This is a genomic window from Pseudoalteromonas sp. OFAV1 (genome assembly GCF_021532595.1).
GTDB classification, from domain to species: Bacteria; Pseudomonadota; Gammaproteobacteria; order Enterobacterales; family Alteromonadaceae; genus Pseudoalteromonas; species Pseudoalteromonas lipolytica_C.
In genome coordinates this window covers 115,848-130,210 of record NZ_JAKGBG010000009.1, presented here as the reverse complement: position 1 = coordinate 130,210, position 14,363 = coordinate 115,848, and the positions used below count along the sequence as shown (strand labels likewise).

Annotated in this window: 10 protein-coding genes; 6 read left to right on the top strand and 4 right to left on the bottom strand. The window is 41.1% G+C overall.

Translation table 11 applies throughout. From position 1 onward, the window contains the following. A partial coding sequence (gene metG, locus L1267_RS07685; protein WP_235382507.1) for a methionine--tRNA ligase occupies window positions 1-1,327 on the bottom strand: 1,327 nt, incomplete at its 3' end. Window positions 1,328-1,505: 178 nt separating this feature from the next. Between metG and apbC the strand changes: the two genes are divergently transcribed. From apbC to L1267_RS07670, 3 genes are all read left to right on the top strand, one after another. Further along, window positions 1,506-2,585: an iron-sulfur cluster carrier protein ApbC gene (gene apbC / locus L1267_RS07680; protein ID WP_235382506.1), complete on the top strand. Its 1,080-nt coding sequence runs from the start codon at window positions 1,506-1,508 to the stop codon at window positions 2,583-2,585. A 310-nt stretch (window positions 2,586-2,895) separates the two neighbouring features. After that, on the top strand, window positions 2,896-5,538 hold the full coding sequence (locus tag L1267_RS07675; protein WP_135925169.1) for a glycoside hydrolase family 16 protein: 2,643 nt from the start codon (window positions 2,896-2,898) through the stop codon (window positions 5,536-5,538). A 76-nt stretch (window positions 5,539-5,614) separates the two neighbouring features. After that, a complete protein-coding gene (locus tag L1267_RS07670) occupies window positions 5,615-8,563 on the top strand; it encodes a TonB-dependent receptor (RefSeq protein WP_235382505.1) in 2,949 nt (982 codons plus the stop codon). 82 nt (window positions 8,564-8,645) lie between these two features. On the opposite strand, the gene L1267_RS07665 is transcribed toward L1267_RS07670, so the two are convergent. Continuing rightward, window positions 8,646-8,972, bottom strand: coding sequence for a hypothetical protein (locus L1267_RS07665; RefSeq protein WP_235382504.1), 327 nt, complete (start codon window positions 8,970-8,972; stop codon window positions 8,646-8,648). A 276-nt stretch (window positions 8,973-9,248) separates the two neighbouring features. On the opposite strand from L1267_RS07665, the gene dcd reads away from it, so the two are divergent. Together dcd and L1267_RS07655 are read left to right on the top strand one after the other, a co-directional pair. Continuing rightward, a complete protein-coding gene (dcd, locus tag L1267_RS07660) occupies window positions 9,249-9,836 on the top strand; it encodes a dCTP deaminase (protein ID WP_235382503.1) in 588 nt (195 codons plus the stop codon). A gap of 127 nt (window positions 9,837-9,963) precedes the next feature. After that, window positions 9,964-12,459 carry an EAL domain-containing protein gene (locus L1267_RS07655; RefSeq protein WP_235382502.1) on the top strand — a complete coding sequence of 832 codons (2,496 nt, stop codon included), beginning with the start codon at window positions 9,964-9,966 and terminating at the stop codon, window positions 12,457-12,459. Here L1267_RS07655 and L1267_RS07650 read toward each other — a convergent pair. Both L1267_RS07650 and L1267_RS07645 read right to left on the bottom strand, forming a co-directional pair. Further along, window positions 12,425-13,201 carry a CLCA_X family protein gene (locus L1267_RS07650; protein ID WP_235382501.1) on the bottom strand — a complete coding sequence of 259 codons (777 nt, stop codon included), beginning with the start codon at window positions 13,199-13,201 and terminating at the stop codon, window positions 12,425-12,427. The genes L1267_RS07655 and L1267_RS07650 overlap by 35 nt on opposite strands. After that, window positions 13,201-13,800 (bottom strand): tRNA-uridine aminocarboxypropyltransferase, encoded by a 600-nt coding sequence (locus tag L1267_RS07645; protein ID WP_235382509.1) that lies wholly within the window; start codon window positions 13,798-13,800, stop codon window positions 13,201-13,203. The genes L1267_RS07650 and L1267_RS07645 overlap by 1 nt, the downstream gene beginning before the upstream one ends. A 127-nt stretch (window positions 13,801-13,927) precedes the next feature. On the opposite strand from L1267_RS07645, the gene L1267_RS07640 reads away from it, so the two are divergent. Then, a complete protein-coding gene (locus L1267_RS07640; protein WP_135925156.1) occupies window positions 13,928-14,272 on the top strand; it encodes an Hpt domain-containing protein in 345 nt (114 codons plus the stop codon). Window positions 14,273-14,363: the final 91 nt, after the last annotated feature.

Here is a 14,363-nt window from a genome sequence, read left to right as displayed (position 1 = left end):
CCATGATTTCACGAATTGCACGGCTGTAATCACGGTTTTCATAGTGATTTGCGATGCTTGCAGAAGCTGCTTGGAACTCACCTAATAGCGCTTCGTCCATTACGGTGTCGCTAAGCTTGCCATCAAACTTCTTCGTGATGAAGCTTGCACAGCGGCTTGCGATATTAACCACTTTACCTACTAAGTCTGAGTTTACACGCAGTGCAAAGTCTTCAAGGTTTAAGTCAAGGTCTGTGATGCCGTTGTTTAGTTTTGCTGCGTAGTAATAACGAAGATATTCAGGATCTAGGTTATCAAGATAAGTACGTGCTTTTACAAAGGTGCCTTTTGATTTAGACATCTTCGCGCCATTTACAGTCACAAAACCGTGTGCAAAAACGTTAGTAGGTTTTCTGAATTTTGCACCATCTAACATTGCCGGCCAGAATAGGCTGTGGAAATAGATAATGTCTTTACCAATGAAGTGGTAAAGCTCTGCATCTGAGTCTTCGCGCCAGAATGCATCAAAATCAATCCCTTTTTTGTCGCACAGGTTTTTAAAGCTCGCCATGTAGCCAATTGGCGCATCTAACCATACATAGAAATATTTACCCGGTGCGCCAGGGATTTCAAAACCGAAGTAAGGTGCATCACGGCTGATATCCCACTGCTGTAAGCCATCAGCAAACCATTCATCAAGCTTGTTCGCCATTTCTTGTTGAATCGTACCTGAGTGTAACCACTCTTTAAGCATGTCTTCAAAAGCAGGAAGGTCGAAGAAGTAATGCTCCGAATCTTTTAAGATTGGCTCAGCGCCCGACATTACAGAGCGTGGGTTGATAAGTTCAGTTGGGCTGTATGTAGCACCACAAGAATCACAGCTGTCGCCGTTTTGATCTTCAGACTTACACGTTGGGCAAGTGCCTGTTACAAAGCGATCAGGTAAGAAGATACCTTTTTCTGGGTCGAAAAGTTGAGAAATAGTGTGCTTTTTAATGTGACCCGCTTCATTTAAACAGTTGTAGATTAACTCGCTAAAGTGACGGTTTTCTTCACTGTGCGTGCTGTGATAGTTATCAAACTCAATGTTGAAATCAGCAAAGTCACGTTGACGTTCAACACTGACATTTTTAACCATCTCTTCTGGCGTGATCCCTTGCTTTTGCGCATTAAGCATAATTGGTGTGCCGTGAGCATCATCCGCGCAAACGTAGTAGGTTTCATGACCTTGTTGTTTTTGGAAACGCGCCCAAATATCAGTTTGGATGTATTCTAGTAAATGACCTAAGTGAGTCGGGCCATTGGCATAAGGTAATGCGCTAGTAATCAGGATCTTTCGCTGTGCCATAATCATTCCGAATTGAGATTAGTTCGATGCAAACATGCACGAATATCATTATTTAATCCATTGCCAGTTGTTTATATACAAGCTAAAGCAATGATATTATCTAATTGTCTGGTTTTAATGCCTTGAATGTTACATAATTCCGCAGCACTTTTCATCAAAGAAACGCTAATTTATTGCTATGTTTGGACTGTCAAAACTATTCTCAAGTAAATCGGCTGAAAAAGCGCCTATCATTGCTGCCTTAGCCGCCTATCGTAGTAGCGCATTTGCTATTGGCATTGAGCAAGACTGGCTCGAAGAGCTAAATCAAAACAGCGATAAAAGCTGGCAAGTCAAATTAAGCCTACCTTTTGCTGGCTGTGGCGAAATCAACGAAATTGAAAAGTTTGTCAGTGATAAACTATCTGTGCCTGTGTCAATTACTGCTCAGGTCAGGTTACCGAACGTATATAGTTTTAAGCAAATAAAACATATTGTACTCGTTGCGTCAGGCAAAGGTGGAGTAGGAAAATCAACGACGGCAGTGAATCTTGCTTCGGCTTTACAGCAAGAGGGGGCACAGGTTGGTATTTTAGATGCCGATATTTATGGTCCGTCTATTCCTCTGCTATTGGGTCTACAAGGGGCTGAGCCTAAAACAGAGGATAATAAAAACTTACTTCCTTTTGAGGCACATAACCTCAAAGCGCAGTCGATCGGCTTTTTAGTACCAAGTGATGATGCAACCGTTTGGCGTGGTCCTATGGCATCAGGAGCACTTAATCAATTAATGAACGAAACTGCTTGGGGAGAGCTTGATTATCTAATCGTTGATATGCCACCAGGCACGGGTGATATTCAATTGACTATGAGCCAAAAAGTACCTGCTAGTGGTGCGGTTATCATTACTACTCCTCAAGATTTAGCCTTAGCCGATGCGCAAAAGGGCATTGCTATGTTCAATAAAGTGAACGTCCCCGTGCTTGGCTTAATTGAAAACATGAGTTACTTCTTATGTGGTCATTGTGGGCAACCAAACCATGTTTTTGGCAAAGATGGCGCTGTAACATTGGCTCATCGCCATGGTGTGCCTGTGCTGGCTAATATCCCATTGGCAATTGAAATTCGTGAGAGCTCAGAGCAAGGTGATCTGATAGCGCAGGATAGTGCGGCTGAAATAAGTTGTACTTATAAAACGGCAGCTAGGGTCCTTGCTAGTAGTTTATATTATCAACAAGCCCAGACCAGCAAAGTAGATATTGTTATTACAGAAGACTAATTATTGAAATTTAGTCATTAATTAGTGTGTATTTTGCATTATTTTTTAATGAAATAATCTTATTTTATTTGGCATCCTCCTGTATTTACGCATTACTGAAGCATGATTGATAAATTTAGGAATAAACTCGGTTTATTTGTTAATAATTTATTGACGTTTTAGTAACCTTGTCATACTCTATGTAAGCGCTTACATTTTTGTTCTTTTTTATTTGACCTCAATTGTAAGCGCTTACAAATTGGCTGAAACTAATATTTGCTATTAATATCAGCTGTAAACTAACAAACACAGAATGTTAGGGTTCAATGCAATGAACAAAATAAAAACACACTTAACGCAACTCGCTATGGCACTATCTGTGGCGACGTTAGCAGGCTGCGGTGGCTCTGCCACAGACACAAAAATCGATACCATTGACCCAAGTGAGCCCGTTTCAGATTGGGTTATGGTATGGGAAGACAACTTTGATGGCGATTCCATTGATGAGGGCAAATGGAATTTTGAAATAGATTGCGCTGGCGGTGGTAACAATGAAAAGCAATGTTATACCGACAGTGAAGAAAATGCATTCGTAGCTGATGGTATTCTAAACATCGTTGCATTACCTGCAGAAGAGGGTGCTGCAAAACCTTATACCTCTGCGCGCATTAACACACGTTACAAAGCTGATTTTAAATATGGACGCTTCGAAGTCCGTGCCAAACTTCCAAGTGGTCAAGGCTCATGGCCTGCATTTTGGATGATGCCAACAGATGAAGTGTATGGTGGTTGGCCACGCTCTGGTGAAATTGATATCGTTGAGTCGGTTAACTTGAAAGTCCCAACAGATGACGGTGTTGAGTCAAATATCTACGGTACGCTTCACTATGGTAAAGAGTGGCCGAATAATGATCAAAGCGGTAAGGCTTATACGTTTGATCAAGGCACTAACCCAGCGGATGATTTTCATACCTATGCAATTGAATGGCAAGAAGGTGAAATTCGTTGGTATGTAGACGACTATCTATATGCAACACAGCGCAAATCAGAGTTACTTTACAATGCTAAAGGCGAAGCTCTGGCACTTAAACACAAAGGTTGGTACACAGAGTACTTTGATCAAACAACCGGTGAGTTAACAACTTTCTGGGATGCATCTCCTTATGATCAAGAGTTTTATTTAATCTTAAACTTTGCTGTAGGCGGTGACTGGCCAGAAAACGTTAATGCAACGGGCATTGACGCAAGTGCATTTGAAAATGGTCAAACTTTTGAAGTTGACTATGTTCGTGTTTACGAATGTGCACAAGACCCTGATACAGGCAAAGGCTGTGAAACAGTTCGTCCTGGTTACGATAATTTAGAAGATGCATTAGTACAAGGTAAAGCTCCTGCACCTACACCACCTAGTGATGGTACAGTAACGCCGCTTACTATTTTTGATAGCAGCTTTAATCCTAACTGGCCTGCATGGGATTGTTGTGGTGGTTCAACTCCTGCACTTGTTGAAGATGCTGAGCGCGGTGATGTTGTTGAATTTGTTGTGGGGGCATCACCAACGGTAAATGGTTTCATTAGCCGTGATGCATTTATTACCGATGAAAACGGCCAAGCCACTCCTTATGACGCAAGCGCTATGCTAGAAGACGGTTATGTGCGTTTTGATATGCAAGTGACTTCATTACCTTCTACTCCTGATGCACCTTGGCTTTTCAAAATTGAAAGTGATGAAGGCGCAACAGCCGTTGAACTAAACCTAAGTGCTAGCACTGAAGGTGTTAGTCCTGTAGCTGGTGAGTGGCAAACATATACCTTCCCATTACAAACATTAGCTGACGCAGGCTTAAATGTATCTTTGATTGATGTTGTAATGATTTTCCCTGCATGGGGTCAAGGTGAAGGCGCAGTATACCGTGTTGATAATGTTGAAATTACTAACGGTGGTTCAACAACATTACCTTCACTAACACTGTTCACTGATGAGGCTAACCTAGACTGGCCTCTGTGGGATTGCTGTGCGGGCTCAACACCTATTGAAGTAGTTGATGACGAAGAGCATGGTGTAACTGCTGAGTTTTCTATTGGTGCAACGCCAACAGTAATGGGCTTTATTAACCGCACCTCATCAGGTGGTAGTGGTACTCAATTTGATGCGACTTCGCTTGTTGATGACGGTATGTTGCAATTTGAGATGAAAATAACATCGCTACCATCAACTCCTGATGCACCATGGATGTTAAAGGTAGAGTCAAATGAAGGGGCAACAGCGGTTGAAGTTAACCTTAATACGAGTACTGAAGGTGTTGATCCGGTTGCGGGTGAGTGGCAAACCTACACATTCCCTGTAAGCACACTACTACAAGCTGGTTTAGATGTGAGTGCTATTGATGTCATCATGATTTTCCCTGCTTGGGGTCAAGGTGAGGGTGCTGTGTACCGCATAGATAATGCACGTATTTATGCACCGCAGCCGCAATCAGATCTCACTTTATTTGCAGATAGCGTAGCAGACCAATGGAGCATTTGGGATTGTTGTGCTGGTAGTACACCAACTGTAGAAACAGACGACGAAGCACACGGCTCAGTTGCTGAGTTTCAAATTGGTGCTCAACCAACTGTAATGGGTTTCTTAGCAGCAGATGGCGTGAGTTTTGATGCATCACACATGTTATCTCAAGGTGTAGTTCGTTTTGAAATGAAAATCGTTTCAAACGCAAGTAACCAAGATGCGCAGTGGTTATTTAAAATCGAATCAAACGATGCAGGGCAAGCTGTGGAGCTTCCACTAAGTGCAAGCCAAGAAGGTGTCGAGCCAGTGGTTGGTGAATGGCAAACATACACATATACACTTGCCGATTTACTAAGTGCAGGCCTTGATATTAGTGCAATCGACGTTGTTATGGTGTTCCCTTCATGGGGCATGGGTGAAGGTGCGGTTTACCGTATCGATAATGCAGTCATTGCGAATCCTTAATTAACACTGGCAACAATGGTGGGTGCCAAACTGGCACCTACATACCATGGCAACAAATTGCAAAAGCAGGTAAATCATGAAAAGCACAAAATTTATTAAAACGCCTCTTGCAGCTTCAGTGGCGATGATCTTAACCGCAGGGTTTGGCACTATGCCGATGGCTTACGCGCAAGATGAGCAAGCTGACAAAGAAATAGAAATTATTGAAGTAAAAGGTATTCGTGGCAGTTTGATCCGCGCCATGGATATGAAACGCGATGCTACAGGTGTAGTTGATGCGATTTCGGCAGAAGAAATGGGTAAATTCCCAGATACTAACTTAGCCGAGTCACTGCAACGTATTACCGGTGTATCTGTTAGTCGTTCAAACGGCGAAGGCAGCGAAATCACAGTGCGTGGTTTTGGCCCTGAGTTTAACCTGGTAATGCTTAACGGCCGTCAAATGCCGGGTACTGGTTATACACGTTCTTACGCCCTTGAAAATATCGCCGCTGACGGTGTAAGTGCACTTGAAGTTGCAAAATCTGGTCAAGCAGATGTACCAAGTGGTGGTCTTGGGGCAACAGTAAACATTATTACGACTCGCCCTTTAAATAGCCCAGGTGAAAAATTTAGTTCGTCTATTAAGGCTATTCACGACTCGTCAAATGAAAAAGGGGATGATGTAACTCCTGAATTCTCAGCGATGTACAGTAATACATATGTTGATAATTCAGTTGGCTTTGCCGTTTCATTCTCACATCAAGAGCGTGATTTCCAACAACAAAGCGCAAACATTCAAGGCTGGCAAGCAAATGTAGATTTACCATCATTAGATGAAGGTGACTACATTGACCCACGTCCAGTAGATAGTGAAGGCAACCGTGTTGGTAACCATTTCTTTCCAAAAGATATGAACTACAGCATTGCTGATGTTGAACGTGAGCGTACTAACGGCCAAGTGACTTTACAATATGCACCAGTTGAAAACTTCACTGCAACGGTTGATTACACGGCAAGCCGTGCAATTACAGGCGTTGAAACAACAGGTTGGGGTATTTGGAATGAGTTTGGCAGCAACATTAATAGCTATGAGCTAGATGAAAATGGTACTGCACTTTATGCCGATATTAGTGGTAACGATGGTTCATTTACTGCAAGCCGTGGCACTACAGAAGTAAAAGCACGCTCAATTGGTTTAAATTTAGAGTGGCAAATCAACGATGCGTGGGAAGTTGAGTTCGATTATCACGATTCGAAGAATGAAACAGACAATGGTGCAGATGACGGTTTAGGTTCTGACGGCCAGATCATTCTTGGTTCTGACCAACTCCGTAGCAAGGTGTATGACTATCGTACTGGTGAAATCCCGCATGCATATGTTAATTGGAATAATGGCACAACGGTACTTGATCCAAGTGAAATTGATTCGAACTTCAGCCAGTTTATTTATTCGCCGGGTGAGTCTAATGTAGAGCAAGCGCAGCTTCATGCTACGTGGTTAAATGACAGCTTTGAAATTCCACTTGTTAAAGTGAAATTTGGTGCTGCCAATACCAAGCAAACTATGGGTGGTTTTACTGCGTGGAGTGGCTTACGTGGTGGTCCTGGCTTTAACCCATCATTTACAGATATCTTCCCAGACGGTATGTTCACTTATAATGATACTGGTGACATGCTAGATCAGTTCGCTGGTGGTGGTAGTGCCCTTGAACCAAATTACTATTACACCTATAGCTTTGAAGAAGCTTTGGCTCGTCAGCTTGCTTTTTTAAACGAAGGTTTATTGGGCGATAACCAATACTCAATTGACCCATTTTTTGATGGTATCGACAGTGAAAGCTATGTAGAAGAAAAAACGCAAAGCTTCTACGTCAATACACTTTGGGAGTTTGAGTTATCTGACTACTTTGTTCAAATTAATGCAGGCTTACGTTACGAAGAGACTGATGTAACCAGTACGGTTCGCCAACGTGTTGAAAGCCAAGTTAACTGGGTGAGTGCATCTGAATGGATCATGCAATACGAAACTGGTGGTACAGATAACTTTTACCAAGAAGAAGGTAATTATGATATCTGGTTACCGAATATCGACGTAAAAGTTGAGATTACAGATGAGCTTGTTGGTCGTGTTTCGTGGGGTAAAACCATGGCACGTGCACCGCTTGGTAACCTTGCTGGTGGTCGAAGCTTAACTGGTAGTCCAAAACCAGGTTCGCGTACAGGTGGTCAAGGTAATACTAACTTATTGCCTTTCGAATCAACTAACTTAGACTTATCGCTTGAGTATTACTATGGCGAAGGCAGCTATGCATCAGTTGGTTACTTCAAAAAAGACGTTGATAACTTTATTCAAACGCAAATTACTGAAACAACGATAGAAGGTCTACATGACATTCTAAATGGTCCACGTTATCAAGATGCCGTAGCTTCAGTTGAAGCACGCGGTGAGCAAGCAACGAGTGATGCAATCTTCAATGAAATGCTGGCACTTGGTTATGGGAATGCGGATGGTGCTATTGAACCAACTAGTGCAGACCCACTAATGGTATGGAATATTTCTCAGCCACAGAATACTGATAGCAAATCGGTAGATGGCTTTGAAGTTGCTGTACAGCACTTGTTTGGTGAAAGTGGTTTCGGTTTAGGTGTTAACGCTACATTTGTAGATGGTGATGTTGAATTTGATGTTAATAGTTTAACACAGCAAGCGCCTTTATCAGGTTTGAGTGATTCTGCTAACTTCCAAGCATTCTACGATAAAGACGGCTTGTCAGTTAAAGTTACTTACGCTTGGCGTGATTCGTACTTGATTGGTGTTGGTCAAGCGCAAGGCTCATCTGATGCACCGCCACAATTTGGCGATACGTTTGGTCAATGGGACTTAAGCGTTAACTACGACATTAATGAAAACATGACAGTTTTCTTTGAAGGTATAAACCTTAACAACGAAACTGAACGTGGTTATGGCCGTTATGAAGAGCAGTTCTTATTTGCTCGTCAATACGGACCTCGTTACACAATCGGTGCACGTTATAGCTTTTAATCTCATATGAACCCTAATGAGAACCAAAGCCGCTCAATGAGCGGCTTTTTATTTTAGTAAATATAAAAAGGATACACAGCGCTTAAATAAGTTTATTGCGACTGAAAAAGTAAGCTGAAAAATAGCAGAAAATAGCAATGCCGGGGTTAATTAATAAATTGGGCATAAACACAATGTCGGTTTCACCATAACAATAAAGATAAAAGACCATGGTGAGTAATGAAGGTAGCGGGAAAAAGAAAGTTTCGTTTGCGACTAGGCCAACCACCGACCAGCTTGTTAGTAACAATGAGCCAATGAAGACGAGAAAGCCGTGCCAAATTTCTTGTTTTTTAGCGTAGTGTTTGGCGATTAAAATAGCAACAACACATGCTGGCAATGTTATTACGGATAAAATAACGTAATCCATAACAACTTATCCTCACTCTCCCTATAATTCGGTAATTAGAACAAAACTCATGACTTCAGATAAATCAGAAACAGCTGATGTTGTTACCTGAGAAGACTTATTTAATCGAGATTTATTAGCGCAACACGCTGCTGATTTGTGTAATATATGTCACACTATGTCCATTCCATTTTGCTTAACTGCTACACAATAAACTCTTTGTGTTTTTAAGTTTAAGCTTAGCGTGTTTTTTCAGCTTAAAATCATATGTTTAAGTTGTTTTAGGTAGAATAATAAATGAGATTATCAGATACCCATATTCAGCAGTATATTGACCAAGGCCGTATAGTTATTGAGCCTACACCGAGTAAAGAAATGATTTCAGGTGTGACGGTGGACTTGCGTTTGGGCAATAAATTTCGAGTTTTCCAAGATCATACCGCAGCTTATGTTGACTTAAGTGGTCCAAAAGATCAGCTAAACAAGGCGATGGAATCCATTATGAGTGATGAAATTGTGCTTGCTGAAGAAGAAGCTTTTTTCCTTCATCCAGGTGAATTAGCTTTGGCAATTACCTATGAAAAAGTAACTTTACCTGCTGATATTGTAGGTTGGTTAGATGGTCGTTCATCGTTAGCACGACTTGGCTTGATGGTACATGTAACTGCACATCGTATTGATCCCGGTTGGTCAGGAAATATTGTTTTGGAGTTTTATAACTCAGGTAAATTGCCATTAGCGCTACGCCCAATGATGAAGATTGGCGCTATGAGTTTTGAAACCATGACAAGTCCTGCTGAGAACCCTTACAACACACGTAAAGATGCAAAATATAAGGATCAAAACTCAGCTGTTGCAAGTCGAATAAGTGATGATAATAAGTAAAGTATTGTGTGGCTTTTAGTGCCACACGCCCATACACCTAAACTTTTTACCTAATTAAAGTCTGCATAATTGGCAATTTAAGCGTATTACCCCCATACTTTTAGCTGGTGTTTAAAGCACGGCTAAAATGCATTTTATTGGCAAGCACATCCATCGGGTTGTTAGAACGCTGCTCATAACAATGTGTTGTGTATTTTTACACAGCTTTAGTACCTTTGCTGCCAATGAGAGTTCATCGATTTGGCTGCTTGACTCTGCCGAGCCTCTTGCCAAATTAAGTCAATCGCTGGAACAATCACTTCAAAATGCAGAACAGCTAAATGCTCTCGAAAGCAGTTCAATCCGCCTTGCCCCGCAAACATCCCACTGGTTAATAATCGATTTATTGCAACTACCCGACAATAAAAATTACGTTGTTTATCTAGGTGAGCCAAATTTAACCTGGGTAAAGTTTTATCTGTTAGATGAAAATTCTCAGGCTACCAATAATCAGCGGCTCGCCTCACTTGAAAGCTTATCGAATGTGCGACCACATTGGTTAATAGAGCATAGTCAAGGTCATCGCTGGGCACTGGTTAACTTTGAGCACGATAGGGCGCTGACTATAGAAGTTGGGGTAGTTGCTGCAAAAACCTTTGAAATAAACTTACATCAAATCATTTTAAGCTATGGCGCTATTTTAGGTGTGCTGATTATATGCATGTTTGTGTGCGCTATTTATTTTGTGGTATCGCAGCAACCAAAATACCTGCTGCTGAATGCTTACTTCGTACTGGTTAGTATCGGATTTTTGATTGATAACGGGCTAATAAGCTATTTCGTTAATGGCATAGATTGGGAAGCAAAATGGCCTGTTAATGAGTTTGCATTATATTTTGCGAGCTATTTCTTATATCACTTTCTGGCAATCCATACCTATAAACCCCGCTTTAAAAAAGCGTGGCAAGTAATGATGGCCTGTTTAGTCAGCGCGGCCGTGTTGTCATCACTATTGCCTCAGTTTAATCATCAATGGTTATTTATAGTTTCATGTATTGGGTTTTTAAGTTTTGCAGCTGCTGTATTTTTTAGTGTAATGCAGCGAAAAAATAGCCGCACCTATCTACGTGTATTTATGTTAATGACGATTGTGACTCAGGTGCTTAGTTTATTCATTTGGAATGGCTTTGGTATTGGTTACCATGGTGTTCATAACACCATTTTGCTTATCACATCACTGGCGATATGTTCCGTGCTGTTACTTAAAGATCGTCAGCAAATAGCGGCATTTAATTATTCGATGCTGCATGATGCGGAGACTAAACTGCCTAATAAGCAATTTTTGCTCGCACAAATGATGAAAAAAGTATCGCAGAAACAGCACTTTTCTGTCTTATTATTTAAACCACATGTTCTTTCAAATGCGCGTTCTACGTTTGGTTTTGAGCAAGCAAATATTTGTATCAATGAAAGATTAAGTATCTTAAATACTCAGCTACAGACCATGAATGCATTAAAGCTTGAAATTCAAGCCAGTAGAAGCGCATGGCTTGCTCATGTTGATGACAGTACGTTTGGTTGCTTAGTGATAGGTGAATTAGAACTCAGTCATATAGAGCAGTTTGCATGTTTGATCCATGGGGTATTTGAAGAAGGGCTCACCCATGAAGATATTAATTTAGTCGATAGTGTTGATATTGGTGTTGCTTATTATCCGATGCACGGCAATACCGCGAAGCAAATTTTACAATGTGCCATACAAGCAATGTCTGAAAAACGTTTACAAGGTGAGCGTTGGCGAATGTTCGACTCTGAGAGTGCGCGGCTTTCTGAACAAAGATTATCGATTGCCGCAGGACTTAAAATGGCGATAGATGAAAATCAGTTAAGCTTACACTTTCAACCACAGGTTTGTTTGAAAACAGGCAAAGTAGTGGGCTGTGAAGCTCTCTTACGCTGGCATCATCCAGTATTTGGTGCAGTGAGCCCTGATGTGTTTATTCCAATTGCAGAGTCTGCGGGGGTGATCAATCAGCTCACTGAATGGGTGGTCGAAAATGGAATTCAGTGGCAAGCGAAGTTTTGCACACTGATACCCGATCACGTTATTTCCATTAATATTTCGGCTAAAGATCTATTAAATAAAGACTTACCTGTGCTGTTAATCACCATTTTAAATGAACAAAATGTGCGTGCCGAGTCGGTTATGCTGGAGCTGACTGAGTCAGCTACATTAGAGGAGAGTAAAAAGATTAAAGCCACACTCGATGACTATCGTTTAATTGGCTTAAAACTCGCGATTGATGATTTTGGAACAGGCTATTCTTCACTTGCTTATTTAAGCCAACTTGGCTTTGATGAAGTGAAAATAGATAAACAATTTGTGTTAAATCTACCGTTTTCAGTAAATGATCAGAGTATCTGTCGGGCAACTTGCGACATTGCTGCCACACTAGGCGCGCAGGTGGTTGCAGAAGGAATTGAAGATCAGCAAAGCCTAACTATGCTGCAAAGTTATGGCTGCCAGTTTGGACAAGGGTATTATTTTTCAAAGCCGCTTTGTGCTGATGATTATTTAGCTTGGATTAGTGAGGTGCAGAAAGTTGAACTTAGTTTTGATGCAACAGCGAACCTAGTTGATTAAAGTAATTTAGCAGTGCTGCAAAGCAGCGCATTGCATGCTGCTCATCTGGATAGATTAAGCCACTTGTTGATAAACCACTTACTAAAAAGCTATTTTTTATATCAGGGTGCATGGCAATGCACTTTTCAAAACAGCGAGCTGCGAGTTCCTCAGGCATGCTCATATATAGCTGTTTTACTTGCTGATCAAAAGCAATAGATTGTTTTACATACTCATTTGGGTTTGCACCTGAGTTATCTAAAAAAACCTGATGATAAAAATCATTTAAGCGCTGATTAAGTGGGTGACTTAAATCTGGTGACTGTTCGAGCCATAAGGCAGAACAAAACTGCATGCGTTTTCTATTCGCAAATAAATGTTGGCAGATATGATGATCAAAGGCATGAAACCATTCGTGTGCAAGTGCACCACCCCCGGCATTTTTAGCCAGTGCTAACGTTTGGCTATGGGCATTATAATGTGCTTGTACGCCTTTTTGGCCGCCATGGCCAAAAGCGAAATTAAGCTTACCCCGCAGACCAATAGCTGTTGGCGGTAAGCTCAATATTTGAGCAAGATCGGCTAGGGCGTCATAAATTAAATTAGCCGCGAGAAGACGCTCTTGTTTGTTCACCCAGCTACCCACTAACATAGTACGAAACCCAAACGTGTCACGAATGTCATTGAAATCAACTTGATCATCAAAGCGGTAGTCGGGGCCTTGGCGATTAAAACCTGCACTCAATCGTTTAGAAACACGCATTAAAGATATCGAGTCCTTACATCTTCTGGCATGTGCTTAGTTTGCTTTTCAACTAATGCTGCGAGTAATTTATACAATGGCGTAACGTCAAGCTGTTCAATTAAGTGAAGACTATGGGCTACAGCCTCCAATGTTGACAAGCTATCTTCGCGAGGAGCTTTTCGTATTAAATACTGATTTTGAGGTAGTTGCTTAAAACTAACGGTCTTAAACTCTTGTAAACTAGGGGTAAGTTGGCGCATTTTAAATGCTTTTTTCCACGTTCCATCTATAACAATCAGATGTGTTAGTGTTTGTTTAAATATATTCACTTCTGAGCTTTGCTCATCAAGACACCATGCATCATGGCTTGGGTATAAAACAGCAGTGCTAGATTTTGGCAAAGTTTGCAGCGAAACAAAGTCTTGCTCAGATTCTCCAGCAATAATTTGGCAATTGGCTAAGCCTAAATTCAATAAATGCGCCGTGTTTTTAGTAATTTTTTCCTCACTTGGGTGGCGTAATATAATGATTTTTAGTCTATTATTGATTATGTTTATAGAATCACATAAGCAAGTTTTAGTAGAAAAGCCACAGTGGGAGCATAATTCTCTAGCCATATAAACTCGGAATACGGTAAAAGTATCCATAGTATACATGAGCTTAACCTACAAAGCAGGTTTGCTTTTTGACTAAGAACAGCTAAAGTTGCGGTTCTAGTTTTATGTTTTTGATTGAGGGATAAAAATGACGACAATCACCATAGACGAAAGTGCACTTGAAGGAATGGAATCGCTTTTAGGTGATCAGTTTGCAGATACCTTGAGCTTTTGTTGTAGTGAGTTTCAGCGACTAGGTTCAGAGGTGTTAGCTAACATAGGCACCGATACAGAAGCTGCAGCACGCCATGCACATAGCTTAAAGTCAAATGCGGCACAATTTGGCGCGCAAAGTTTGTCAGAAGTTGCTCAAGCGATTGAACATGCTTTAAACGAAAGTGATTTCGCAACGGCTGAGCAAAAAGCTGGCTATTTAGATGAGCAAGTTATAGGTTCAGTTGAAAAATTACAGGCTTGGTTTACTGGCCGTTAAAAACTTGAATTTATTTCAGTTGTAACTTCAAAAATCCACTAGCATGGTGGCCCTTTACTGGGGTAGTCTAAAGGCTCATTAGTAGAGGTAA

Coding starts and splice junctions, on each gene's coding strand:
- apbC (WP_235382506.1), top strand. CDS start 1,506: ATGTTTGGACTGTCAAAACTATTCTCAAGTAAATCGGCTGAAAAAGCG.
- L1267_RS07675 (WP_135925169.1), top strand. CDS start 2,896: ATGAACAAAATAAAAACACACTTAACGCAACTCGCTATGGCACTATCT.
- L1267_RS07670 (WP_235382505.1), top strand. CDS start 5,615: ATGAAAAGCACAAAATTTATTAAAACGCCTCTTGCAGCTTCAGTGGCG.
- L1267_RS07665 (WP_235382504.1), bottom strand. CDS start 8,972: ATGGATTACGTTATTTTATCCGTAATAACATTGCCAGCATGTGTTGTT.
- dcd (WP_235382503.1), top strand. CDS start 9,249: ATGAGATTATCAGATACCCATATTCAGCAGTATATTGACCAAGGCCGT.
- L1267_RS07655 (WP_235382502.1), top strand. CDS start 9,964: ATGCATTTTATTGGCAAGCACATCCATCGGGTTGTTAGAACGCTGCTC.
- L1267_RS07650 (WP_235382501.1), bottom strand. CDS start 13,201: ATGCGTGTTTCTAAACGATTGAGTGCAGGTTTTAATCGCCAAGGCCCC.
- L1267_RS07645 (WP_235382509.1), bottom strand. CDS start 13,800: ATGGCTAGAGAATTATGCTCCCACTGTGGCTTTTCTACTAAAACTTGC.
- L1267_RS07640 (WP_135925156.1), top strand. CDS start 13,928: ATGACGACAATCACCATAGACGAAAGTGCACTTGAAGGAATGGAATCG.